Genomic DNA, 23,964 nt, shown 5'->3' with positions numbered 1-23,964 from the left:
ACGTCAATGTTGCGCTGCAACCATACCCCGAAAGGAGAACAGGCTAATCGTCTTCCAGCCGCGCCGCCGCCGCACGTCGGGCCTGCTTCTGCGCGGACGTTTTTCCCGGAGGCGCCCACTTCTTGTGGATCCACATCCATTGTTCGGGATGTTCGCGGATCCATCCCTCGAAAATCGAATGGATTTGTGCTGTTGCCGCCTCGATATCCGCCTGGCGGTTGTCCGTTACGGGCACTTCGACAGCCTGGGCTTCTATTCGGAAATGAACGCCCTTCTTGCGCACGACCCGGCCCAGAACAATCGGCACATTACAAGACCTGGCAAGAGAGGCCGGAACGGGCGTCGCGTAGGCCATCTGGTTGAAGAAGGGAACTTGCACGCCCCGTGTTTCGCGCAGATCGCCCATCATGGCAACAATCCCGTCGCCCTTAAGGGTCGCCAGGATCTTGCGTGCTGTCTGATGGCCTTTCGACAAGAGACCGCCCTTGTAGAGATCTTTTCTGAGCGCCTGAAGAGCCTTGTCGGCTTCCGGATTGCGGAGCGCCTGGTAAACACCTGTGATTTCAATGCCGCGGCGTACTGCAGGCTGAACGCACAGTTCCCAGTTTGCGCTGTGAAACGACACGAACAGGCAGGACCGTTCACCGTTCAGAACCTGTTCAGCGGTCTCGTCCGCCACCGCCTCGAACCGGTAGTCTTGCTTCAGAAGTCGGTCGATATGGAAGGTCTCCGCCGCCACACGGCCAAGGTTTTCCCACATCCCGCGCACAATCTTTTCTCGCTCTGCGCGCGGCATATTGGGAAAAGCCTTCTTCAGATGCCGAAGGGCGCGTTTATGCCTGGCATTGAAGGGCGCCAGCCGGCGCCAGAAAGCGCCCATGACGTAGGAAGCAATGTCGACGGGGATCAGGCGGAAAAGCCAGATGGCCCAAGTCAGCGCAAAGCCTTCCACCCGGTTTTGCACAGCTGTCAGCTTCGGGTGTTTACGCTGCTTTTTTTTGCGGGACATTACGACCGAATGCTTTCATGTTGTCCGCCCGTCCTGAAAAGAGGGCACTTCCGACCTTGTCCGAATGAATGGGCCTTGCGATGCGCCTTCAGACCTGATTGGAATGCGGATCACCGGGGTGACCCTCTAGTCACGCGTCCATATCCAAGCCAGGCGCAAGATGCAAGCGCCTTGAGACCCACCAAACCGCCGTGCAGCGCGTCGTCTTCATCTTTGGTAATTGAATGCAGAATGTCATTTCACTGGCTCTTCCGTTTTTCGGGCTGATCCTTCTCGGCTTCGGAGCTGGCAAGATCAAAAACCTGCCTGAGGCAGGCCTGAGCTGGATGAACTTCTTCGTAATCTACCTGGCGCTTCCGGCGCTGTTTTTCCGCCTGTTGTCGGAAACGCCCATCGAGGAACTGGCAAACGCGTCCTACATCACTGCAACGACCTTCACGACCTACATCGTGTTTGCGATCTCCTTCTGCATTGGCGTTGTGGCAACACGCGGCAACATTGGCGAATCCACAATCCTGGGCATCGCAGGTGCCTATTCCAACATCGGCTACATGGGGCCGGGACTGACGCTGGCGGTTCTGGGAGAACAGGCGACTGTTCCAACAGCCCTCATTCTGGCCTTCGACAACGCGCTGATGTTCATTCTGGCGCCGCTGATGATGGCTCTGGCCGGTACGGACGACGAATCGATCCTCGGAACCTTGAAGAAGATCGGAATCAGGATCTTCACCCACCCCTTTATCCTGGCGACCATTGCCGGGGTCATAGCCGCCGCCTTCCAGATCAAGCCACCGGAAGCAGTGGACACGCTGTTGCGCTATCTCAGCAACGCAGCTGCTCCCTGTGCCTTGTTTGCGATGGGTGTGAGCATAGCCTTGCGGCCCATCGGCCGGATTCCTCTGGAACTGCCGATTGTGCTTGGGGTGAAGCTCTTGCTGCACCCGATCCTGATTTTCCTGCTGTTGACCTGGCTGGGAGGCTTTGATCCCAACTGGATTGCGACCGCTGTCTTGATGTCCTGTCTTCCACCGGCCACAAACGTCTTTGTCATCGCGCAGCAATATGGAACCTATGTACAGCGGGCGTCGAGTTTCGTTCTCATCGGAACTGCCCTGTCGATCATCACGGTGACAGGTTTCATCTGGGCCTTGACCAGTGGGTTCCTGCCAACCGGTGGCTAAACTGCCCGATTGAACCGCCGTTCGAGATCAAGAGGTCATTCCGTGAAAGACAATCCGGACGTTCTGGCACTTTTTGAAAGCTTTCCATCGGACATACGAGACTGCGTGCTGACGATCAGGGCGATGATCTTAGACACAGCTACGCAGCGGGACGATATCGGAGAGCTCGAAGAAACCCTGAAATGGGGTCAGGCCAGCTATGTAACAAAGCGGCCCAAGACCGGAACCACCATCAGGATCGACCGTGACAAATCAGGGGCAGGGGACGTTGCTCTTTTCGTCAATTGCCAATCGTCGCTTGTTTCCGATTGGCGTGCGATGTTCCCGGATCTTGTCTTTGGCGGCGACAGAAGCGTTCACTTCAGTCTGGCAAAGCCACTGCCCGAGGACATGCTTCGCCAGATGATTGCCATGGCGCTGACGTACCACGCCGCCAAGCGAACGGCGGCCAAACCACGCGCTTGAACGCAGCGCGCCCTTGTCCCTATCTGTGAAGTTGGAACGCCGTTCCCGGCGCCAGGCCTTCCCGCATGAGAATGCGACGCAACGGCCCGACCTTGCCGGTCAGATACATACCGGCGCTTCGCGCAGCCTGAACCGGCAGGAATTCCGTCAACAGCGATCTGTTCAGCACGTCAACCGCGTTGGTACGGGACCGGATATCACTGAACCGTTTCTTTTCATAAGAGGCGAGTAAGGCCGCGGCCCCTATGTCTGCGTGCGAACGCGTAGCTGCAGCGACGACGGTGGTCAGATCGCGAATGTCTCTCAAGGAGAGATTCAGCCCTTGCGCACCGATGGGCGGGAACACGTGAGCGGTTTCACCAACGAGGGCAAGGCGCGGCCCCACGAGAGACGTCGCGGTGAGACCTGCAAGCGGAAAACTTTGCGGTTTAGATGCAAGTTTGAAGCTCCCCAGAATTGAATGGGCCCGCCGCTCAAGCTCCGCTTCCAGCTCCTCCTGGGTCATCGCCAACAGGTTTGCTGCACCTTCCGCAGTCTCCACGCAAACCAGCGATGATTGCCTGCCGGGCAACGGTACCAGAGTGAACGGCCCCGTTGCTGCATGAAACTCTGTCGAAATCTGCTGGTGCGGAAGACGGTGCTCCAGGTTCAGAACCACCGCAACCTGCGGATAAGACCAGCGCTTGACCTCGATCCCGGCGGCTTCACGCAGTGTGGACCTACGGCCATCTGCGGCAACGGCAAGCCTTGCGGAAATTGTCCTGCCGCCACTTGTGAAAAGTGTAGCCCGCTCATCACCGAACTCGGCGGTCTTGACGGTGTCCGATATCACCTCAAGACCGGATTGAGCAGCACAGGCCTTTTCAAGAACTACATTAAGTTCGCTATTCAAGATATTGAAACCGAACTCTTCCAAACCAAGTTCGCTGCAGTCGAAGACGACTTCGGGCGCTCGGAAGAGCCGCCCTGTGCTGTCGATCATCCGCATCTTCTTCAAGGCCTCAGCGCTGCCTTCAATAGCCGACCAGACGCCAATATCACGAAGCAGATCTATGGATCGCTGCCACAATGCGGTGGTGCGGCCATCCTCTCGGTTCGCCGATGGTGCAATCAGAACGCAGGAAAGCCCCTGCTGAACCAACGCAAGAGCGGCGATGCGCCCGGAGGGACCTCCGCCGACGATTGCGATATCGAATTTTTCCGGCGAGTGGCTGCTGGACATGCTGAAAATCCATCTGGTTTATGCGTACCGACTTAATTGCTGTTTGCCGATCGAAAATCAACGGGACGAATACACGCAGGGCATCCGCAGCCAGTTATGAGCAAAATCAAACACCAGACCGGAAAAATGCTCTAAGACATCTCGATTGCAACCAAGAGAAACATCGCTTTACGGCCACCATGACGAGTTTGCGCACCATCCGTTCCAACGAAACCGGTTCCACTCCTCAGGAGCAGAACCTGCGTGGCTGGCCACTTGTTCTGGCGCTTGTTGCCCTTTTGACTGCCTGTGGCTGGGCGTATCTGATTGCGATGGTCGCCGACATGATCCCGGTGATGGACATGAGCGAAGCCGGGCCCGGCATGGTGATTCTCAACAGTTTCAACCAGTTCGCGGGTTTGCCGGAAGAAGCAAGAGCCGCACTCGCCGTGCTTTGCCTGCCAACCAGCGCGACCTTCGGCATGCCAGGCACAGATATGACAGCTGTCGATCTGGCGAAGATCTTCCTCATGTGGGCAATGATGGCTCTCGCGATGATGCTGCCAACGGCCGTGCCGATGCTGCGCGCTTATCATTCCGCGCTCGCGGCCCGTCCCGGCAAGACAGCTCAACCCGGAAGACCTGTGGTCGCCGCCATGGTCGGTTACCTGGCAGTTTGGCTTGGGTATGCCGTTGTGGCCACAGCAGCTCAATGGGCATTGTCTGTTGCCGGCGCCATGACGACCATGATGGCGCCCGCCAGCATGGCCTTGACGGCGTCCGTCCTTCTTTCCGCCGGGTTGTACCAATTCACGCCGGCCAAAAAGGCCTGCCTCAGCCGATGCTGGTATCCTCGCTGGGTCTTCGTCACGGACGAGGCGTCCGCCGGCGTCTTGTCTGGATTACGGGAAGGGCTGGTCCAAGGGTGGGTTTGCCTTGGTTGCTGCTGGGCCGTCATGACCGTCATGTTTGCGGTCGGGTTGATGAACATCGTCTGGATCGCCTTGCTCGGGGCATTGATGGCCGTCGAAAAGACCTTCCCGAGCAAAATCCTGCCACCGGCAATCGGCACCGTTCTGCTTGTGTGGGCAGGCATCCTTGTTTCGCTCATCCTTTTGGGAAACGCGGCAGGCTAAATTCACGGCTATTGGCGTTGGGACTGTTTTTTCAGTTCACACTGTCATACGATTGCAATAAAGGATCGTGTCAGCATAGGTGTGTGCTCCATCGGGTCTGAGGCCCATCGCGGGCAGGGCACATCTCAGAACGACGCCAACGCTCCGACATGTCGTGTTCGGATCACAAAAGCGAGGAAACCCCGTGGCGGATATCACACCAGGCAAAGAGAGGACCGAGCCCGCTCTGTTCCTGATCCATATCCTGACGGCTTCTGGCGCTCCAATCGCTCTGATCGCCCTTCTGGCAGGTGCCCGGGAAGACTGGGCCGAAATGTTCGCCTGGCTGGGGCTCGCCTTTTTCGTTGACGGTATCGATGGTCCCCTGGCTCGCCGCTACAAGATCGCGGAGCGCCTGCCTCGCTGGTCAGGTGCGTCACTGGATTTTGTTATCGACTACGCCACCTACGTGTTTCTTCCCGCTTTCGCGCTTTCCTGGAGCCTGATGCTGTCCAGTCCCTGGAACTGGATTTGCGGCGGTCTCGTGGTGTTTACCGGCGCGCTCTATTTTGCCGACAACGGCATGAAGACGCCGGACGGCTCTTTCAAGGGCTTTCCCGCTGGCTGGAACATGGCAGTGTTCGGCCTGATGGTATTGTCACCATCACAGACCTTCACGATCTTCTTCGTGCTCTTGTGCTGTGCATTGACTTTTGCTCCCATTCGCTTTGTCCATCCTGTCCGCGTACGCCGGTGGCGCATGATCACCTTGCCGGTGACGTTGCTCTGGATGGGACTGGCCGCCTACGCCATTCTTGATGGCATGGCGCTCAATGGCCCGGCCGCATGGGTGTTCACGGCAGCCAGCTTTTACCTGCTTCTGGTCTCTGCCGTTCAGCAATTGCTGGATAGGGTCGACTGATCTTTTCGACACTTGAGAGATTTTGTCTGCATCGGCGCACCGTTTAGCGCCGGTGAAGAGCCGTGCTATTTCTCCTGGCACCCGGTCAGCACGCGGTCCACGGATTGCCGAAAGGCATTTCCGTTTCTGAATGACCTTTCCCGATCGCGTTGAAATCATTTATGGTCTTGCCAACATCAATTGCCGCAAGACCAAAAACGGTCTCGGCCCATCACTTCGGGGTAAAAGTCATGGTTCAAGCAATCTGCCTACACGAAACTGGTGGACCGGATGTCATGCGTTGGGAACACATTGAAGTCGGTGAACCCGGCCCAGGCGAGGCACGTATCCGGCACACCGCGGTTGGCCTCAATTTCATCGATACCTATTTCCGGTCCGGTCTCTATCCAGCGCCCAATGGCGTGCCTTTCACGCCTGGCAATGAAGGGGCAGGGGTTGTTCTTACGGTCGGCGAGGGCGTGACACACCTCAATCCGGGAGACCGGGTGGCTTATGTCGGCCCGCTCGGCTCCTATGCTCAGGAAAGACTTGTCCCTGCAGACCGTCTCGTTGTTCTGCCGGAGGGGATCGATGATAAGACAGCAGCCGGCATGATGCTGAAGGGCATGACTGCGCAATACCTTCTGCGCCAGACCTATTCCGTCGGCCCCGGTACAACGCTGCTGTTCCATGCGGCCGCCGGAGGCGTCGGGCTTATTGCCGGTCAATGGGCATCGCACCTTGGCGCGACCGTCATCGGCACCGCGGGTTCGGAAGCCAAGGTCGAGCTGGCAAAAGCGCATGGCTACGACCACGTCATCAACTACCGGACAGAAAACTTCGTCGACAGAGTGAAGGACATAACCAGCGGCAAAGGCTGTGACGTCGTTTATGACAGCGTCGGCAAGGACACCTATCCCGGATCGCTCGATTGCCTGAAGCCGCGTGGCCTGTGGGTCACTTTCGGACAATCCTCCGGCCCGATCACCGACTTCAACCTGGCTCTACTCGCCCAGAAAGGCTCGCTATTTGCGACCCGTCCTTCTCTCTTCAGCTATATTGCAACTCGCGAAGCGCTGGAAACGACCGCTGGAGAATTGTTCGATGTCGTTCAGAAAGGCATCGTCAAGATTGGCGTCAATCAGGAGTACCGGCTCGCCGATGCGGTGCAGGCGCATCAGGACCTTGAAGGCCGAAAGACCACCGGCACCACAGTTCTGATCCCGTAAGGCCGGCAATCTCATGCGGTCCGCACGAGCACAGGATCTGTCTCGAAATCTCTACAGCCCGGCGATGCGCTATTTTCTGGCCGTCGCCGACGCTGGCTCGATCCGCGCCGCCTCACGAGATCTCAATGTGGCATCCTCTGCCGTCAACAGACAGGTTCTCTGGCTGGAACAAGCCCTCGGCCTGCAGTTGTTCGACCGTGTCGGCCGTCGCTTGCGCCTGTCTCAGGCAGGGGAGTTACTGCTGGCACATATCCGGCGCACCTATTCAGACTTTGAAGGTACGGTTGCCGAACTCGACGCGCTGAAAGGACTGCGCCGCGGGACGGTGTCTATCGCAAGTGTGGAAAGCGTTGCCGAAAAACTTCTCCCGGCAGTCATCAGCACATTCCGCAAGAGTTATCCCGGCATTCATGTGAATGTCTCGATTTCATCTTCAAAGGAAGCCGCTCGCAAGGTGGAGGCAGCGGAAGCGGATGTTGGCTTCACGTTTGATCCGCCGGAAACCTCTGCCCTGACCATCGCCTTTCACCACGATCTCGTTATCGGAGCACTGATGCGTCCGGATCACCCGCTCGCAGGTGCCAAGTCTCTCGGTCTGCAGGACTGCCTGAAATATCCGGTCGCGCTTCCCGCGGAAGGCCTGTCGCTCCGCACGCGCCTCGACATCGTCCGCAGCCGGATCCCCGGAGCGTCCCGCACGTATGTTGAAGCCAATTCTCTCAGGTTGATGCGGGCTCTTGCCCGGGAGGAACAGGTGATCGGCTTTCAGACGATGATTGGCTGTGAAGACGATCTCGCCAACGGTGTTCTGATCTTCAAACCGCTGTCCGATGCGCCGCTTCAGGCCGACAGACTCTGTGTGGTAACGTCGTCTCTACGTGCTCTTGCGCTTGCGCCTGGCATGTTTTTCGATCACGCCGTGCTCGCTTTGAAGGACCAACTTCCGCCTCTTGATGCCAAATAGGCATCATTACGGTCTCAAATGAGCGCTTTGGTTCCTAGTTTTTTTAAGGCACATTTTTTGTGACAGTTTTGCGGCAGCGCGCCGCACGAGGGAGAAAATTGATGGGGCGTTTGTCAACGCAGGTTCTGTACCCAGCCTTGGAAAGCTCAGCCGGGCGCCTGATCGCCAGACTGAGAAGCTGCACATGCGCTTTTCTTTCGTTTCTTGTAGCCTCTTTGGACGCCGTCCGACCTTTTGCGGAAGAAGGAGAGCTCCACCATGCGTGATACGGTTCGTTTTCTCAAAGGTGGCAAGGTTGTCGAACTGGGAAATGTCGGCCCAACGGAAACAGTTCTCGATTACCTGCGCCTGCGCCGCCGCGAAACTGGTACGAAGGAAGGTTGTGGCGAGGGCGATTGCGGCGCCTGCACCGTGGCGCTTGGCCGCCTCGTCGATGGCAAGCTGGTCTACCAACCCGTCAACAGTTGCATCCAGTTGCTTGGCATGATTGACGGTGCTGAGCTGGTGACCGTGGAAGATCTTTCGCAGGACACAAGGCTCCACCCCGTCCAGGCCGCCATGGTCGAAATGCACGGATCCCAATGCGGGTTCTGCACACCGGGCTTCATCATGACGATGTTCACGCTCTATCACGACGCGGGGGCGGAAAAATCACGGAAGACCGTGACTGAATGGCTTGCGGGAAATTTATGCCGTTGCACAGGTTACCGGCCGATCATAGATGCCGCGCTCGAAGCCTGTTTCGACGCTGCCGACGATGCTTTCTCCTGGCGGGCGCACGAAACGCGGGAACAACTCCGGCAATTGTCTGACAGCAGTGACATCTTCATTGGAGACAGCGACTGCTTCTTTTCCGCCCCGGCATCACTTGACGGTCTGGCGGCGCTTTATGGTCAGCACCCGAACGCAACGCTGGTCGCCGGCGCAACCGATGTTGGTTTGTGGATCACCAAGCATTTACGTGACCTTCCCAGGATGATCTGGCTTGGCCGGATAGAAGGTCTCGACCGTGTGGAAGACAGCCCGTCGGGCGTTCTCATCGGCGCAACAGCAACCTATGCCGCCACTGAGGAGGCGATGACCGGCTTGTCCTCGAATCTGGGCGAACTCTGGCGCCGGATCGGCTCAAAACAGGTACGCGCCTCGGGAACAGTCGGTGGAAACATCGCCAACGGCTCGCCGATCGGCGATACACCGCCCGCATTGATTGCACTTGGAACGACCCTTGAACTGCATTCGGCGGATGGCTCCAGAGCCCTGCCGCTTGAGGACTATTTCGTCGACTACGGCAAACAGGACCGTCAGCAGGGAGAATTCGTCACCGGTCTTTTCGTGCCCCGGCTTTCCGCCAATCAGGCGTTCCGCTGCTACAAGATTACGAAACGCTTCGATCAGGATATTTCCTCTGTCATGGGAGCTTTCCGGCTGACGCTGGACGAGGGGGGCGTGATAACGGAGGCGCGGATCGCCTTTGGCGGCATGGCGGGCACGCCGAAACGGGCATCAGGAGCGGAGACCGCCTTGAACGGAGCCACGCTGGACGACCCGTCCACATGGGGAGCAGCCATGCAGGCGCTCCTGTCAGACTTCACACCCCTGACGGATATGCGCGCTAGCGCCGAGTATCGCATGGAGACCGCAAGGGCCTTGCTCGCCAAGGCCCTGATGGAGGTCAGCGGAACTGCACCGGAAGAAGTTCGGGTGCTTGCGAAGCGGGAGGCAGGCCATGACCGCGCAGCTTGACCCTAACGATCTGGACACACCTTTGAAGCACGTCCGCAAGGCGTTACCGCACGACAGTGCAGCAAAGCACGTTTCCGGGACGGCGACCTATATCGATGACATGGTCGAACCTGTCGGCACACTTCACGTGGTCCCAGGCTGGTCGCGGCAGGCTGTCAGAGGCAAGATCCTGTCAACGGATCTTGACGAGGTCAGGTCGGCCCCGGGTGTGGTTGCCGTCCTGACTGCAGAAGATATCCCTGGAAAGAATGACTGTTCGTCTGCCTTTGGTGACGACCCGGTTCTCGCAGAAGGTGAAATCCTGTTTTACGGTCAGGCCGTTTTCGCAGTCGTTGCCGAAACGAGAGATCAGGCGCGAAAAGCAGCGCTGAAGGCAAAGATAGACGTTGCCTCGATCACGCCCATTCTGACGGCGGAAGACGCGGTGGATGCCGACACGACGGTTCTTCCTGACTATCAGTTCCGGCGCGGGTCCCCCGAAACCGGGATGAATGCAGCCGAGGAGATTCTTTCCGGAAGCATGCAAATCGGCGGTCAGGAGCATTTCTATCTGGAAGGCCAGGTTGCCATGGCGCTGCCGCAGGAAGACGGCGGGATGCTGGTCTATTCCTCAACGCAGCATCCGACCGAAATCCAGCACACGGTTGCCAAGGTACTTGGCGTTCCAGATGCAGCCGTCACGGCTGAAGTGCGGCGCATGGGCGGTGGCTTCGGGGGCAAGGAATCGCAGGCAAACCAATGGGCAGCCCTCGCGTCGATCGCCGCCAGCCACACCGGGCGGGCCTGCAAGATCCGCCTGGACCGCGATGATGACATGATCATGACCGGCAAGCGCCACGACTTTAAGGTCAATTGGCAGGTCGGACATGACGGCGAGGGCCGCATCCGCGCTGTCGACATGGAGTTCCTGGCCCGCTGCGGCTATTCGGTCGACCTCTCGCTCGGCGTGAACGACCGAACGCTTTTTCATGCCGATTCCAGTTACTTCTACCCAGACGCGCTCATCCGCTCCCGCCGTCTCAGGACGGACACTTGCTCCAACACGGCGTTCCGCGGTTTTGGTGGTCCTCAGGGCATGCTCGCCGCCGAACGAATGATCGATGCGATCGCGATCACTCTCGACAAGGACCCGCTGGAAATTCGCAAACTGAATTTCTATGACGGCGAACGAAACCTGACTCCCTTCGGCATGCCGGTCGAAGAATTTCAGGTCATGCATGACCTGATTGCCCAGTTGGAGGAAAGTTCAGACTATTGGGCCCGCCGGGATGATGTTCGTTTTTTCAACGAAAACAACGCCGTTCTGAAAAAGGGGCTGGCCCTGACGCCGGTCAAGTTCGGCATTTCCTTCACGCTGAAACATCTCAATCAGGCCGGCGCGCTCGTCCACCTTTATACCGACGGTTCCGTTCATCTGAACCATGGCGGCACCGAGATGGGGCAGGGGCTCTACCAGAAGGTGGCCCAGGTTGTTGCGGAGGAATTCGGCGTCAGCCTGAACAAGGTGCGTATCACCGCCACCAACACTTCCAAGGTTCCCAACACCGGCCCGACCGCGGCCTCCTCCGGCACCGACCTGAACGCCATGGCGGCTAAACTGGCAGCCAAGGAAATCAAGAACCGCCTCATCACCTTCCTGTGTGAGCAACACCAATGCGGCCCGGAAGCGATCTTCTTCGGTGACAACAAGGTGGTTGTCGGAGACCAGAGCTTTTCTCTGGCGGATGTCGCCAAACAAGCGCATATGGCGCGCATCCAGTTGTCCCATGCCGGGTATTACGCAACGCCCGGCATCACCTGGGACAGGGACAGCGCAACCGGCCGTCCTTTCTTCTACTTTGCCTTTGGCGGCGCTTGCGCAGAGGTAACAATCGACACCATGACCGGTGAAATGACCGTGGACCGCGTGGATATTCTTCACGACGTCGGCCATTCCCTGAACCCGGCCATCGACCTTGGTCAGATCGAAGGCGGATTCGTGCAGGGCATGGGTTGGCTTACCACCGAAGAGCTGGTCTGGGACGAGACGGGACGCCTGCGCACCCATGCGCCTTCCACCTACAAGATCCCGACCGCCTCAGATATACCTGAGGAATTCAATGTCCGGCTTTATCAGGGCAGCGGAAATCCGCAGGCAACCGTTTACCGGTCAAAGGCTGTCGGCGAACCGCCTGTCATGCTGGCCAATGCGGTGTTTTGCGCTATCAACGATGCGGTAGCCAGCCTCAGTCCTGGCCTTGTACCGAACCTGGATGCCCCTGCAACGCCTGAGGCGATCATGAAGGCCGTGCAGGATATGCGCCGGAGGAAAATCTCCTGATGAGGGTCTGGGGGCACATTGCCGACTGTTTGAAGCGGAGCGGCGCTTGTGCTCTCGTAACCGTTGCCCGCGCCGATGGCTCGACACCACGCGAAGACGGTGCGCGAATGGTGGTAACGGCTGAAGGCGGCTTTTATGGCACCATAGGGGGCGGCACCCTTGAGTTCGAAGCTATCCGCCGCTCTGTTGCAGCGATCCGTGAAGGTGTCGCTTCCTTCGTACTCCAAAATGTGTCTCTCGGACCCGATCTCGGCCAGTGCTGCGGTGGCCGCACACAGATTGCCATCGAGGTTCTGACAAGGGCATCGCTTGAAATGGCGCAGGCACTCTCGCAGAAAGAGGCCGAACGTCACCCATTTTCAACCGAGGCTCTGATTGTGGATGACGTCGTGCAACAGCGTCGCCTGCTTACGGATGATCCAACGAGCAGAATATCTCTTCAGCACGATCAGGAAACGGGCAATCAGTTGCTGGTCGAGAAATTCGGTAGCCAACGGCGCGAGCTTTATCTGTTCGGGGCTGGTCACGTCGGCAAGGCGGTGGTTCTGGCCCTTGCACCGCTGCCCTTCAGCGTGACGTGGGTTGATAGCAGAGCAGACCAGTTTCCAGGCGCAGTTCCCGGAAATGTCAGGAAAATCGCCAGTACAGATCCGGCTGCTATCCTCGATCAGGCTTCCGATGGAGCGTTTGTTCTGGCGATGACCCATTCACACGCACTGGATGAAGACATCATGGCACGTGCCCTGCTTCATCAGCGCTTTGCCTATTGCGGTGTCATCGGCTCCAAAACCAAACGCGCGCGCTTCCTGAAACGCCTGAAAGCGCGAGGGCTGACCGACGCCTTGACGTCCAACATGGTCTGTCCGGTGGGCGTGACAACTGTCAGATCAAAAGAGCCTGCGTCAATCGCCGCAGGAATAGCTGTCGATCTTCTGGTTCGGGACGAAGCTGGAAATAGTCAACAGGCAGCTGCAGGCGGGGGGCTTGCACAAAAACTAACACTTGGTCAATAAGGCGGCATTCGCTCGGGGGACGGCGTGGCAGAAACGGTAACAAAGACAGGGGACGCCAACACGGGACGGCAAAGCAGATCCGGCAAGGATACTTTGCTAGACGCCCGGGGGCTGACCAAACGCTTCGGCGACATTTTGGCAAACGACAGGGTCGATCTCGTCATCAACAGGGGCGAGATACATGCGCTTCTGGGTGAAAACGGCGCGGGAAAGTCCACCCTGGTCAAGATGTTCTACGGCTCGCTGGAACCGGATGGCGGAGAAATCCTGTGGCAGGGCCACCGGGTGGACATCGGCAATCCTGCTGCAGCGCGCGATCTCGGCATCGGAATGGTGTTCCAGCACTTTTCGCTGTTCGAAGCCTTGAGTGTCGTTGAAAACATCGCGCTGGCTTTGCCAAATCCCGGACGGATGTCGGACCTCTCAAACCGCATCCAGACCGTGTCGCGCGACTATGGTTTGCCACTCAACCCCAATGACATTGTCGCGGATTTACCGGTCGGTATCCGGCAGCGCATCGAGATCGTCCGGTGTCTGCTTCAGGAACCGCAGCTGATCATCATGGACGAGCCGACTTCGGTGCTCACCCCTCAGGAAGCGGACCTCCTGTTCCTGACGTTGGAACGTCTGGCAAAGGAAGGTTGCGCTGTCCTTTACATCAGCCACAGGCTGGAAGAGGTGAAACGCATCTGTCACCACGCCACGATCCTTCGCCATGGCCAGGTGGTGCGCGAGTGTGACCCGACAAAGGAAACACCAGCTTCGCTGGCCAGCATGATGGTGGGCGCGGATGTTGCCTCCGTCAGTGCCAGTTCTCAAAAACCGGTCATCGGTGAAACGCGCCTTGCCTTGAAGAACCTGTCCGCGAAAGCCGCGACACCCTTTGCAACGGCCCTCAACAACATCTCCCTGGATCTTCGTGCCGGTGAGGTTGTCGCGATTGCGGGGGTTGCCGGCAATGGTCAGGGTGAGTTGTTCGATGCAATTTCCGGCGAAATGCCGCTCGCAGCCGATATGGTCGTCCTGGACGGAAAGCCTTGCGGTAACAGGAACATAACCTGGCGCCGCCGGCAGAAGGCGGCTTTCGTTCCAGAAGAACGGCTCGGTCACGGTGCCGTACCAGGCATGAAACTGTCACAAAATATCGTGCTGACACGTCACAGCACGGGCGACAAGCTGGTGAACGCCGCATTCGTTTCAACCGCCAACGCCGGCAAGATGGAACAACGCATCAAGAAAACCTTCGACGTGCGTATGTCCCACGACGACCCGGAGGCCCGGTCTCTGTCCGGGGGCAATCTGCAGAAATTCGTCGTTGGCCGGGAACTTGACCGAAAGCCCGGTGTGCTAATCGTCAATCAGCCAACCTGGGGTGTAGATGCCGGTGCCGCCGCCCTTATCCGGCAGGCATTGATCGATCTTGCCCGTTCGGGATCGGCGGTTCTGGTGATCAGCCAGGATCTCGATGAAATCTTTGAAATTGCAGACCGTATCGCGGTGATTTCAAGAGGATATCTGTCAGAAGCAGAGCCAACGGACAACATGAATCGCGAGCGGGTCGGGCTGCTCATGGCTGGCGGCGCGGAAGCGCAAGGGGAGGTTGCCTGATGCGCGTCGAACTCGTGAAACGTAAAGAACGCAGCCGCAAAATGGCGCTGTTGTCCCCCTTGATCGCCGTCGGACTGACCGCCATCGCAGCCGGAATCATTTTCTCAATATCCGGACACAACCCGTTGTCTGGACTATATAAATTCTTCATTGAACCACTCACGCAGGAGTGGTCGTTCAACGCAACGATTGCCAAGGCGACACCGCTTATCCTGATCGCTTGCGGCTTGTCCGTCTGTTACCTGTCGAACAACTGGAACATTGGTGCGGAAGGTCAGTTCATCGTTGGAGCGCTGTTTGGGTCTGCCCTACCTATCCTGATGCCGGATTTCGAAAATGCGGCGACGCTCCCGTTGATGATGGTCTTCGGCATGATCGGGGGAGCTCTCTGGGCGCTGATCCCAGCACTGCTGAAAACCAGGTTCAACACCAATGAAATCCTGACAAGCCTGATGCTGGTTTATGTCGCGAGCCTGCTTCTGGACTATCTGGTGCGCGGGCCATGGCGAGATCCAGGTGGCTACAATTTCCCGGAATCAGCGCTCTTCTCTGACGCCGCCACCTTGTCCACGATCCCCGGAACCTCGATCAGCTTTGCGGCGCCGATCACCTTGATCGTCGCAATCGTTCTGGCTGTCGTCCTTGGCAAGACCCTCAAGGGTTTTGAGATCAGGGTGATGGGCGAAAGCCCCCGCGCGGGTGGCTTCGCCGGTTTCTCGGCCAAGAAGCTGACCCTGTTTTCCTTCGCGACGGCCGGGGCACTTGCGGGCCTTGCCGGAACGATGGAAGTGTCCGGCGCGCTCAACCAGCTCCTGCCGACAATCTCACCGGGCTATGGCTTTACCGCGATCATCGTTGCCTTTCTCGGGCGGCTGAACCCGTTCGGGATCATCGTCGCGGGCTTCGTCCTGGCATTGTCCTATATCGGCGGGGAGGCGGTACAGTCTGCCATGGGGGTGTCCAACAAGATTGCCAGCGTCATTCAGGGGCTGCTGCTGTTCTTCGTGCTCGCCTGCGACACGCTCATCCTCTATCGCGTCCGATTTGTCGGCCAGCGCGGGTCTGCCGGGGAGGCCTCCCATGTTTGAAGCTGTTCTTCTAACCATCATCACCGCGGCCACACCGCTGCTGATTGCCGCAATCGGCGAACTCGTTGTCGAACGCTCCGGCGTTCTGAACCTGGGTGTCGAGGGCATGATGATCATGGGGGCCGTCGTCGGCTTCGCGGTTGCCAACCAAACAGGGTCCGGAACGCTCGGCGTCATTGCCGCAATTGCCGCCGGCATGGCCATGTCGGCCCTGTTTGGTTTTCTGGTCCTCGTTCTGGTCACCAATCAGGTCGCGACGGGCCTCGCCTTGACCATCCTCGGCATCGGCTTTTCCGGCCTGATCGGAGAAGCCTTCATCGGCATTCCGGGTTTGAAACTTCCGGACCTCTACATTCCGGGGCTGTCGGACATTCCCTTCATCGGGCCGGTCTTCTTCCAGCAGGATGCTCTGGTTTACATCAGCTTCGCGCTGGTCATTGCGGTCGCCTATTTCCTGTTCCGAACGCGCCTTGGCCTCGTGCTTCGTTCCGTCGGCGACAATCATGGTTCCGCCCACGCGCTCGGCTATTCGGTCATCCGGATCCGGTTTGCGGCCGTTCTCTTCGGTGGCGCCTGCGCCGGTCTTGCCGGCGCTTACATGTCGCTTGCCTACACGCCGCAGTGGGTTGAAAACATGACGGCGGGCAGGGGCTGGATTGCGCTTGCGCTTGTCGTGTTTTCGTCCTGGTTGCCTCTGCGTGTCGTGATCGGCGCCTATCTGTTTGGTGCGGTCAGCGTCCTGAACCTTCATGCACAGGCTGTTGAACTCGACATACCCTCGCAGCTTCTGTCCAGCTTGCCGTACCTTGCGACTATTGTGGTGCTTGTACTCATCTCTGCAAACCGCAGACTGACGCTCGTCAATACGCCGGCATGTCTCGGCAAACCCTTCGTTCCAGACCGGTAAGCCTCCCAGATACCGGTCGGCCAGGCCCCGGTGCGATCGGGGGTTCGGCCAGAAACAAGATCGCAACCAAGAAATCGAACCATAGGGGAAAGATTCAGATGAAATCTCTTTTGAAAGCAACCGTCGCCGCCGTTGCCTTCGCCGCAGCCGGTTCCGCAGCAAACGCTGCGGACGTTAAGGCCTGCTACATCTATGTCGGACCGGTCGGCGACTTTGGCTGGTCCTACCAGCACGACCAGGGCCGTCTTGAAGCAGAGAAACATTTCGGCGACAAGCTGGAAACCGCCTATCTTGAAAGCGTTCCGGAAGGTCCGGATGCAGAACGCGCGATCGAGCGTTTTGCGCGCGAAGGCTGCAACATCATCTTCACGACCTCGTTCGGCTACATGAACCCGACGATCAAGGTTGCCAAGAAATTTCCGGACGTGAAATTCGAACACGCCACCGGCTACAAGACAGCCGACAACGTTGCGACCTATAACTCCAAGTTCCATGAAGGCCGCTACATTATCGGTCAGATTGCGGCAAAACAGTCCAAGACCGGCGTCGCAGGGTACATCGCTTCATTCCCGATCCCGGAAGTGGTTTCCGGCATCAATGCGTTTTTGCTGGGTGCCCAGTCGGTCAATCCGGATTTCAAACTGAAGGTCGTCTGGGTCAACTCCTGGTTCGATCCGGGCAAGGAAGCTGATGCAGCCAAGGCCCTGCTCGACCAGGGTGCCGACGTCATCACGCAGCACACCGATTCCACGGCGCCTCTTCAGGTAGCTCAGGAACGCGGCGCTCACGGCTTCGGTCAGGCATCCGACATGATTCAGTTCGCTCCGGAAGCCCAGTACACCGCAATCGTCGATGATTGGGGTCCCTATTACATCGAACGCATCCAGGAAGTCATGGACGGAACCTGGGAATCCAAGAGCACGTGGGGAGGTCTTGCAGAAGGCCACGTAGTCATGGCCCCCTACACGAACCTTCCGGATGACGTTGTTGCCATGGCCAAGGAAACCGAAGCCAATATCGCCGGTGGCTGGGAACCGTTCACCGGCCCGATCACCAAGCAGGACGGTACCGTTGCGGCTGAAGAAGGTGTCACCCTTGATGATGGCGCCATCCTCGGCATGAACTGGTACGTCAAGGGCATCGACGACAAGCTGCCCCAGTAAGAGCATTTCTTGCCTATCAAATGCGGCCCGGAGCTTACGGTTCCGGGCCGTTTTGTATCCAAGGCCTGTTGTCTGGACCATCAGCCATGGCACTGGTTGCCGGGCGCGGTCTGTGCTTCAATTGCCTGAAGCCTATTTCCGGCACCTTGCAAAAAGAACAAAGGTCTCCGTTCCTCATCCTGGTGGACTGAAGGCATGAACCAATACAGGACCCGTGAAGTATGATCCGCCGCCGCGAACTTATGTTGGCTGCAGCCGCTGCCGGGTCCGGCAGCATCGCCGACCTGGCGTCAGCAAACCTCTCCGCGCAGACTGAGTCAGCTCCTCAGGAACTCCAAGCGGAAAAGGGGTTCAGACTTGCCCTTGGGGGCGGTGCCGCAAAGGCCTTTGCTCATATCCCCATTCTCGAAGCGATGGATGATCTGGGCGTCAAACCCGTTGAGATAGCCGGTACGTCAATGGGCTCCATCCTCGGCGCATTTTATGCAAGTGGTATGAGCGGCCGTGAAATCAGACAGTTTGCAATCGATCTTTTCACGCAAAAGACGCAGTTGATTCAAAAACTGTTTCTGACGGACGGCCGCACATGGTCGTCGCTGTTCAATGTTGTCCGCCCGGCGATCATCGATCCGGTGGTTCTGTTTGAAACGCTCTTCCCGTCGGCCCTTGCGGAACGTTTCTCGGATTTGGAAATGCCGATGAAAATCATCGCAACGGATTTCTATACCCAATCGCAGGTCATTCTCGAGGACGGGCCTTTGCTGCCGGCGATCGCGGCATCTTCCGCTCTTCCCATGCTTCTGACACCGGTCAAGATAGATGGGCAAGTGTTGATCGATGGCGGCTTCGTCAACCCGACACCCTTTGATGTCTTCCCGGTTGACGGAGTGGCGACGGTCGCAGTCGATGTGACGGGAAGTGATTTCACGGAACGAAAAAGCGGGCTTCCAACTGGACTGGAAACCTGGATCGGTTCGTTCTCGATTACGCTACACTCGCTTGTCGCCGCCAAGTTGGCCTGTCTGAGACCCGATCTGTTGATCGAACCGCCAATTGGCCGATTCAAAACCATGGAATTCTTCAAGATTGCAGACATTGTAAAGGCTGCAGAACCAGCTGGAGACGCCTTCAAACGCGGCTTGGCCGACCTTCTGGAAAACCGGTAACTTTTCTGCTGGTTCCAGCATTTCCTTACTTGGCCTTGTCACGTCGCTCGAAAATTTTCTTCAGCACCTCTGCTTTTTCAACTGACCATCCCTCCGGATCAATGACCACAGCCCAACCGTCGATGTAATCCGGTGCGACGTAGTAGTGACCGTGACGGGGCACATCCAGTGCAAACAACGAATCCAGCGCGATCTGAAGCATCGTCACCAACGGAAACCACGACAGTTTCTCCGATACGTCCGGCGCACGTGGCGTCGCCATCCAGGCTGGCGGTCTGAAAGCTGTATCAAACGTGAAATTGACAATCGGATCGCTGCCGTAGTTGAGAAACACAGTGCGGATTGGACCCCACGGCGCATAATTGCCCTTCAGTCCGCCATATTGATCCATCACCCGGACAAGCGAGCCATTCCCGTAGGTTGGACGCCAGGCAGGACTACCGGCATTTCGCTGGTTGCGAACTTCCGACCAATAGCGGGAGAAAAAGGGAGACCCCGCCCAGAAGGCGCCCTGTATCGGATCCCCCAACATATCGAAGAGCGGCAGTGTTGCCTGGGAATTGAAAGCACCCTGACTGAGACCTTGCACATAAAGATCCGGCCGGCTGTCCTTGGGCAACTGCGTCCAGTGAGCGTACACCGTCTTGAAGAGAACGCGTGCCTGATCGACGCCATAGTCCGGATGTGCAAGCAGCGCCAGAAAACTGGAGAGATATGAATACTGCACAGCCACCGTTGCGACATCGCCGCCAAGCATGAAATCAAGCGTGTCGTAGGCTCCAGGGTCCATCCAGCCTGTGCCGGTTGGCACCACGACAACAAGAGCGGACCTTTCGAAACCGCCTGCGCGGATCAGTTCACGCAAGGCAAGTTGCGCACGCTCTTCCGCGGTGTCGCTGGATCTGCGTCCAACATAGACACGTACCGGATCGATAGCGTTGCCCGGCGAAAATTCGGCGATCTCTTTGGCCGTAGGAGCGGTTGCGACGTAGCTTCGGCCCCAGCGGCCCATTTCCTCCCAGCGAACCAGCGACTGGCTGCTACCGGTCTTTTCCGGTGCCACGGGCTTCTCGATGTCCGGTTCAAGCATCATGTCGGCTGCCAGCAAGGATGCATCAGCCGCTCGAAATGCGTTGCGCACCAGTGCTCCATCGACGATGGCCCAAAGAAACCAGCCGACCAGAACAACGGACAGGACAACACCAACACGCCTGGGCAGAACTTTCTGCAATATGGCGGCGACGGCCCGCCGAGCAGCTCCTGCCATCCGGAAAATCACCCAGAAAACAAGAGCAATCAACAAACCGACGGTGACGATGAACAGGGGGGCGGCGGTTTCTAGAGGAGGCAGTCCAACCGCTTCTCGGGTGGCATTTTGCCAACTGGCCGCTTTCGCAAGGCTATAGACGATGATCGCGAGTGAAATCCCGATGGCAGCGAGAAGCCAGAGCCAGCAGAACCGCCCCTTCGGCTCCGGCAAGTCCAGATAACGCCAGATGCCTCGCGCAAAGAGGGTTATTTCATAGCCGACCGACGCTGCAACCGCAGCCAAGGCGGCCTGGACAATCGGCTCTCTTGGCATCATCGAGGGTGTTAGAGCGGCGCCGAAGAAACTGGCTGCAACAATCAGACCAAACGGCGAAATCCCATCTCTGAATGTCTTCAAGACCGGCATTCGCACACACTCCCCGATGCATTTTGCTTGGTCTACCGCAGAATTTCGTGATGGAGACGAGACGTCAAGACAACCTTGCGCAAACAATGGCAGGACTGAAGCAATCTTTTGCCAATCCCCGTTATCCACCTCAAGTTGAAAAAAGTTACGCTGCGTCTTTTGGAGTTTAGACGGTCTTAACCGTTGTCGGCTCTAATTTTCATTGTCGTGGATCGATGGGCAGAAGGATCTATCCGCGCAGATTGATCACGTTGTTTGTCGCTCGCAATTTCCTTGAAAGATTGCGGCGCTAAAAAACGAACGTGATCCAATGCCGGTCCAGCGCAGCAGGTCCAAGATCTCTCGCTGATGACCGGACATGACAAGCCGGGGGGCACCGGTTCGTCTGAGGCAGAGACATTTGGGCCGGCAGGACTGTTAACAGGCTCCATTCGGGAGCTAAGGACTCTGTCATCAGGGCGGTAAAGCCAATGCGTTTTGATAAACTGTTGCGAATTGGGTTTCCGGCGCTCTGCGTTACCCTTACGCTTTTTCTTGGTGCAAACGCCTCTTCTCTCTACCGTGCACAAGCTGACTACCTGCACAAGGATCAGTTGGAACGCTCTGTTCTCATTGATGCGCTGGGTTTCAACACAAAGACGCTTGTAAAGCTGATTGCGCGGTATGGCGCACTGAAAAGCCCGGAAGACGCTGCTGAAGCCAGGCAAACATACGAAACCCTGGTAACCGCTTTCGAAACATGGCCCAGCGATGCCTACAGCGAGATCGTTGGTCCGTCGGACTATATCCAGCAAAAGTTGATCAACATTGTCTACGCGAGCAATCGGGTTGAACCGTACCTTGACGCACTCGACGACCAGACATCTGTCAGCAACGCACTCATCATTTTGCAGGGAATAGAAAGTTCTCTTGAGCAGATAAACCAGATGGTGACAGAGGAAGCCGGTGCGCAGATGGCGGCGGCCAGAAACACCTTTCACTTTCATCAGATCGTACAAGACGTTCTGGTTGTTGCGTTCCTGCTGGCGAGTCTCGGGTGGATATGGTTCGCCAACAGGCGCAGCCAGATGCTGCAACGCCAACTGGATACAAGCCGCGAGCAAACAGACCTTCTGGAGCACCGGTTAAACCATGACAGCGTAACCGGTCTTATAAACTATCGCATTTTTGCCGAAACCGTACGGTCTGCCCATGAAAAGCTATCGGATGGGCAGACCTTGAGCATTCTCAATATCGATCTGGAGTCCCGGCTGCCCGCGATCAACAAATTCAGCCTGGCGACCGAAGAAGCCATCCTAACGTCGACTGCGGACTTGTTGCGACACGCCGTTGACCGGATGGAGGGAGAAAACTGTCTGGCTCGATCTGGCGGCAAGGGATTCTTGCTGATGACTATCAGCGACGAGGACCTTGGTCTCACCGCATCTGTGATAGCAAAGCGCATCCACGATATTTTTCTGCGTCCGGTTCCCACAACGGTAGGCTCATTCTTGATTTCGCCAGCCATCGGCTACGCGGATTCGTCAACTGTCGAGCGAGATGCGGCAGACATTATCCGCAATGCTGATCTGGCTGTCAGCAACGCGGTCAGTTACAGCCGCCGCCGCGTCGTGACATACGAACCGGCCATGCGCGCGGAAATGGAACGGCGCACAATCGTCGAAAATGCGCTTGCCCGTGCTATCGAGGCGAACGAGTGCCTGCCTCACTTCCAGCCTCAGTTCAACCTCATGACCGGGCGTATCTTCGGCGTGGAAGCTCTGGCGCGCTGGTATCATTCCGAATTGGGCTGGATTTCCCCCTCGGAATTCATCCCGATTGCTGAGCGCAATGGCGACATCGTCTCACTTGGCTGGAAAATCCTGGAGACTTCCTGTTCTGAAGTTCAGTTGCTTCCCGTGGACCTGAGTCTGTCGGTCAACCTGTCGGTCGCTCAAATTCTCAGTGATGACGTCGTCGCCATGCTGGACGAGTGCCTGGGACGCACCGGATTGCCTGCGTCCAGGCTGAAACTGGAAGTCACCGAAACAACGCTGATGAGCGATTTGCGCCGCATACAGACGACACTTTCCGAACTGCGGTCGCTGGGCATAGGCATTTCGCTGGACGATTTCGGCGTCGGGTATTCGGCTCTGTCATATCTGACGGAATTCGACTGGGACGAAATCAAGATCGACCGTTCCTTTGCAACAAAGGCAGTCAAGGACAAGAAACTGCGCGACATTCTCAAGATGGTTCTCGGTATCGCCGAAACCATGGGCTCACAGGTCTTGATCGAAGGTATCGAGACCGTTGAGCAGCGCGATGTACTGGTAGATATCGGCTGCACCATTGGCCAAGGCTATCTCTTCGGTGGCCCGATGGCGATTGACGACATCACGACACTGTTCTTTTCCGATCACTCCAGAAGCACCCTGGCGGGACTTTGACAGCCGAAAGGCAAAGTCCCGCCTAAGCGGCCGTTGCTCAAGATGTGCGTTTGGCTGCCAGCCGCTTCTTTGTTTGTCTCGACTGCCTGACCAGAGAAACGAGCAGAACGAGACCTCCAACGGCAGCAACGACCATAAGCTGATGGAATGGCGATCCAAGCAGGTGCGCACCTGCGCTTTCCAGGCCGGTCAAATGATCATGCGCGCCAGGGTGGGCGAGGGCCGGTGTAGAGGCCACAGCAAGAATAGACGTCGTCACAAGCTGTTTCATTCTGCGATATCTCCATGGGACAGGCGAGTGGTGAGGATGTCGATCAGGTCGATGTCTGACCGCTCCGACAGGGATACGAAAGTGAAGGTCATGGTTTCCCGGGCTTTGACCATCGAGCCGGGAAAACTCATGTAGACGAGCTCTCGGGACGCGAAGGCGGGCGAAGCTGTGCCCACCTGCCAATTGCTGACAATCTTGGCGTCGACCAGGTGCTGCACGAGACCATCGGTGCCGGGGCGGTGAAATGGGACACCGGCAAGACGCAGATAACTGGTCTTGTCTTCCGCTGCCCGAAAGCCATCGATGAAGCTCTCCGCAAGCGCCTGCAGTTCTTCCGCCCGGTCTGTTTGGGAAGCCCCATGCACATGTGAATGCAAATGGTCCGGTCCGGCATGATTGTGGCCGGCGAGGTCTCCATGATCGTGCGAGTGCTCATGGGAATGATGGTGGTGGTGATGGTCGTGATGACCATGGTGAAAGTGGTGGTCGTGCGTGTGATGATTTCGCGCCATCTCC

At 57.6% G+C, this 23,964-nt stretch carries 20 protein-coding genes; 15 read left to right on the top strand and 5 right to left on the bottom strand.

Annotation, left to right across the window (positions count from 1 at the left end; translation table 11 throughout):
- Window positions 1-43 precede the first annotated feature (43 nt).
- Window positions 44-1,009 (bottom strand): lysophospholipid acyltransferase family protein, encoded by a 966-nt coding sequence (locus AC2A6O_RS26800; protein ID WP_498931714.1) that lies wholly within the window; start codon window positions 1,007-1,009, stop codon window positions 44-46.
- A 224-nt stretch (window positions 1,010-1,233) separates the two neighbouring features.
- On the opposite strand from AC2A6O_RS26800, the gene AC2A6O_RS26795 reads away from it, so the two are divergent.
- On the top strand, window positions 1,234-2,190 hold the full coding sequence (locus AC2A6O_RS26795; RefSeq protein WP_148586907.1) for an AEC family transporter: 957 nt from the start codon (window positions 1,234-1,236) through the stop codon (window positions 2,188-2,190).
- Window positions 2,191-2,232: 42 nt separating this feature from the next.
- Entirely contained in the window at window positions 2,233-2,655 is a 423-nt protein-coding gene (locus AC2A6O_RS26790; protein ID WP_148586906.1) for a DUF1801 domain-containing protein, read from the top strand.
- A 19-nt stretch (window positions 2,656-2,674) separates the two neighbouring features.
- On the opposite strand, the gene AC2A6O_RS26785 is transcribed toward AC2A6O_RS26790, so the two are convergent.
- Window positions 2,675-3,877, bottom strand: a complete 1,203-nt coding sequence (locus AC2A6O_RS26785) for a UbiH/UbiF family hydroxylase (RefSeq protein ID WP_148586905.1) — start codon at window positions 3,875-3,877, stop codon at window positions 2,675-2,677.
- Between the two features lie 179 nt (window positions 3,878-4,056).
- Here AC2A6O_RS26785 and AC2A6O_RS26780 point away from each other — a divergent pair, with 179 nt between their 5' ends.
- The 12 genes from AC2A6O_RS26780 (at window position 4,057) to AC2A6O_RS26725 (ending at window position 19,073) form a co-directional block, all read left to right on the top strand.
- On the top strand, window positions 4,057-4,992 hold the full coding sequence (locus AC2A6O_RS26780) for a DUF2182 domain-containing protein (protein ID WP_498931711.1): 936 nt from the start codon (window positions 4,057-4,059) through the stop codon (window positions 4,990-4,992).
- 184 nt (window positions 4,993-5,176) lie between these two features.
- Window positions 5,177-5,893 (top strand): CDP-alcohol phosphatidyltransferase family protein, encoded by a 717-nt coding sequence (locus tag AC2A6O_RS26775; protein WP_148586903.1) that lies wholly within the window; start codon window positions 5,177-5,179, stop codon window positions 5,891-5,893.
- Window positions 5,894-6,123: 230 nt separating this feature from the next.
- A complete protein-coding gene (locus tag AC2A6O_RS26770) occupies window positions 6,124-7,101 on the top strand; it encodes a quinone oxidoreductase family protein (protein ID WP_148586902.1) in 978 nt (325 codons plus the stop codon).
- 13 nt (window positions 7,102-7,114) lie between these two features.
- On the top strand, window positions 7,115-8,065 hold the full coding sequence (locus tag AC2A6O_RS26765; RefSeq protein ID WP_498931708.1) for a LysR family transcriptional regulator: 951 nt from the start codon (window positions 7,115-7,117) through the stop codon (window positions 8,063-8,065).
- A 258-nt stretch (window positions 8,066-8,323) separates the two neighbouring features.
- On the top strand, window positions 8,324-9,808 hold the full coding sequence (gene xdhA, locus AC2A6O_RS26760; RefSeq protein WP_498931706.1) for a xanthine dehydrogenase small subunit: 1,485 nt from the start codon (window positions 8,324-8,326) through the stop codon (window positions 9,806-9,808).
- Entirely contained in the window at window positions 9,792-12,128 is a 2,337-nt protein-coding gene (xdhB, locus tag AC2A6O_RS26755; protein WP_498931704.1) for a xanthine dehydrogenase molybdopterin binding subunit, read from the top strand. The genes xdhA and xdhB overlap by 17 nt, the downstream gene beginning before the upstream one ends.
- A complete protein-coding gene (gene xdhC, locus AC2A6O_RS26750) occupies window positions 12,128-13,141 on the top strand; it encodes a xanthine dehydrogenase accessory protein XdhC (protein WP_498931702.1) in 1,014 nt (337 codons plus the stop codon). Before xdhB ends, xdhC begins: the two co-directional genes overlap by 1 nt.
- 93 nt (window positions 13,142-13,234) lie before the next feature.
- Window positions 13,235-14,749 carry an ABC transporter ATP-binding protein gene (locus AC2A6O_RS26745; protein ID WP_162530130.1) on the top strand — a complete coding sequence of 505 codons (1,515 nt, stop codon included), beginning with the start codon at window positions 13,235-13,237 and terminating at the stop codon, window positions 14,747-14,749.
- On the top strand, window positions 14,746-15,837 hold the full coding sequence (locus tag AC2A6O_RS26740; RefSeq protein ID WP_498931816.1) for an ABC transporter permease: 1,092 nt from the start codon (window positions 14,746-14,748) through the stop codon (window positions 15,835-15,837). Before AC2A6O_RS26745 ends, AC2A6O_RS26740 begins: the two co-directional genes overlap by 4 nt.
- On the top strand, window positions 15,830-16,744 hold the full coding sequence (locus AC2A6O_RS26735; RefSeq protein WP_498931700.1) for an ABC transporter permease: 915 nt from the start codon (window positions 15,830-15,832) through the stop codon (window positions 16,742-16,744). The genes AC2A6O_RS26740 and AC2A6O_RS26735 overlap by 8 nt, the downstream gene beginning before the upstream one ends.
- Window positions 16,745-16,842: 98 nt before the next feature.
- Entirely contained in the window at window positions 16,843-17,907 is a 1,065-nt protein-coding gene (locus AC2A6O_RS26730) for a BMP family ABC transporter substrate-binding protein (protein ID WP_498931698.1), read from the top strand.
- Window positions 17,908-18,128: 221 nt separating this feature from the next.
- Window positions 18,129-19,073, top strand: coding sequence for a patatin-like phospholipase family protein (locus tag AC2A6O_RS26725; protein ID WP_498931696.1), 945 nt, complete (start codon window positions 18,129-18,131; stop codon window positions 19,071-19,073).
- 25 nt (window positions 19,074-19,098) lie between these two features.
- On the opposite strand, the gene AC2A6O_RS26720 is transcribed toward AC2A6O_RS26725, so the two are convergent.
- Window positions 19,099-20,748: an alpha/beta hydrolase gene (locus AC2A6O_RS26720; protein WP_498931694.1), complete on the bottom strand. Its 1,650-nt coding sequence runs from the start codon at window positions 20,746-20,748 to the stop codon at window positions 19,099-19,101.
- A 470-nt stretch (window positions 20,749-21,218) separates the two neighbouring features.
- Between AC2A6O_RS26720 and AC2A6O_RS26715 the strand changes: the two genes are divergently transcribed.
- Entirely contained in the window at window positions 21,219-23,177 is a 1,959-nt protein-coding gene (locus AC2A6O_RS26715; RefSeq protein WP_148586891.1) for a putative bifunctional diguanylate cyclase/phosphodiesterase, read from the top strand.
- Between the two features lie 37 nt (window positions 23,178-23,214).
- On the opposite strand, the gene AC2A6O_RS26710 is transcribed toward AC2A6O_RS26715, so the two are convergent.
- Window positions 23,215-23,448, bottom strand: coding sequence for a hypothetical protein (locus tag AC2A6O_RS26710; RefSeq protein WP_498931692.1), 234 nt, complete (start codon window positions 23,446-23,448; stop codon window positions 23,215-23,217).
- Window positions 23,445-23,960, bottom strand: coding sequence for a hypothetical protein (locus AC2A6O_RS26705; RefSeq protein ID WP_498931690.1), 516 nt, complete (start codon window positions 23,958-23,960; stop codon window positions 23,445-23,447). Before AC2A6O_RS26705 ends, AC2A6O_RS26710 begins: the two co-directional genes overlap by 4 nt.
- Window positions 23,961-23,964: the final 4 nt, after the last annotated feature.

This window comes from Labrenzia sp. ATLA3 (assembly GCF_057180185.1).
This window is presented reverse-complemented; position numbering and strand designations above follow the sequence as displayed.

Coding starts and splice junctions, on each gene's coding strand:
- AC2A6O_RS26710 (WP_498931692.1), bottom strand. CDS start 23,448: ATGAAACAGCTTGTGACGACGTCTATTCTTGCTGTGGCCTCTACACCG.
- AC2A6O_RS26720 (WP_498931694.1), bottom strand. CDS start 20,748: ATGCCGGTCTTGAAGACATTCAGAGATGGGATTTCGCCGTTTGGTCTG.
- AC2A6O_RS26705 (WP_498931690.1), bottom strand. CDS start 23,960: ATGGCGCGAAATCATCACACGCACGACCACCACTTTCACCATGGTCAT.
- AC2A6O_RS26780 (WP_498931711.1), top strand. CDS start 4,057: ATGACGAGTTTGCGCACCATCCGTTCCAACGAAACCGGTTCCACTCCT.
- AC2A6O_RS26725 (WP_498931696.1), top strand. CDS start 18,129: ATGATCCGCCGCCGCGAACTTATGTTGGCTGCAGCCGCTGCCGGGTCC.
- xdhA (WP_498931706.1), top strand. CDS start 8,324: ATGCGTGATACGGTTCGTTTTCTCAAAGGTGGCAAGGTTGTCGAACTG.
- AC2A6O_RS26735 (WP_498931700.1), top strand. CDS start 15,830: ATGTTTGAAGCTGTTCTTCTAACCATCATCACCGCGGCCACACCGCTG.
- AC2A6O_RS26800 (WP_498931714.1), bottom strand. CDS start 1,009: ATGTCCCGCAAAAAAAAGCAGCGTAAACACCCGAAGCTGACAGCTGTG.
- AC2A6O_RS26795 (WP_148586907.1), top strand. CDS start 1,234: ATGCAGAATGTCATTTCACTGGCTCTTCCGTTTTTCGGGCTGATCCTT.
- AC2A6O_RS26770 (WP_148586902.1), top strand. CDS start 6,124: ATGGTTCAAGCAATCTGCCTACACGAAACTGGTGGACCGGATGTCATG.
- xdhC (WP_498931702.1), top strand. CDS start 12,128: ATGAGGGTCTGGGGGCACATTGCCGACTGTTTGAAGCGGAGCGGCGCT.
- AC2A6O_RS26730 (WP_498931698.1), top strand. CDS start 16,843: ATGAAATCTCTTTTGAAAGCAACCGTCGCCGCCGTTGCCTTCGCCGCA.
- AC2A6O_RS26715 (WP_148586891.1), top strand. CDS start 21,219: ATGCGTTTTGATAAACTGTTGCGAATTGGGTTTCCGGCGCTCTGCGTT.
- AC2A6O_RS26765 (WP_498931708.1), top strand. CDS start 7,115: ATGCGGTCCGCACGAGCACAGGATCTGTCTCGAAATCTCTACAGCCCG.
- xdhB (WP_498931704.1), top strand. CDS start 9,792: ATGACCGCGCAGCTTGACCCTAACGATCTGGACACACCTTTGAAGCAC.
- AC2A6O_RS26785 (WP_148586905.1), bottom strand. CDS start 3,877: ATGTCCAGCAGCCACTCGCCGGAAAAATTCGATATCGCAATCGTCGGC.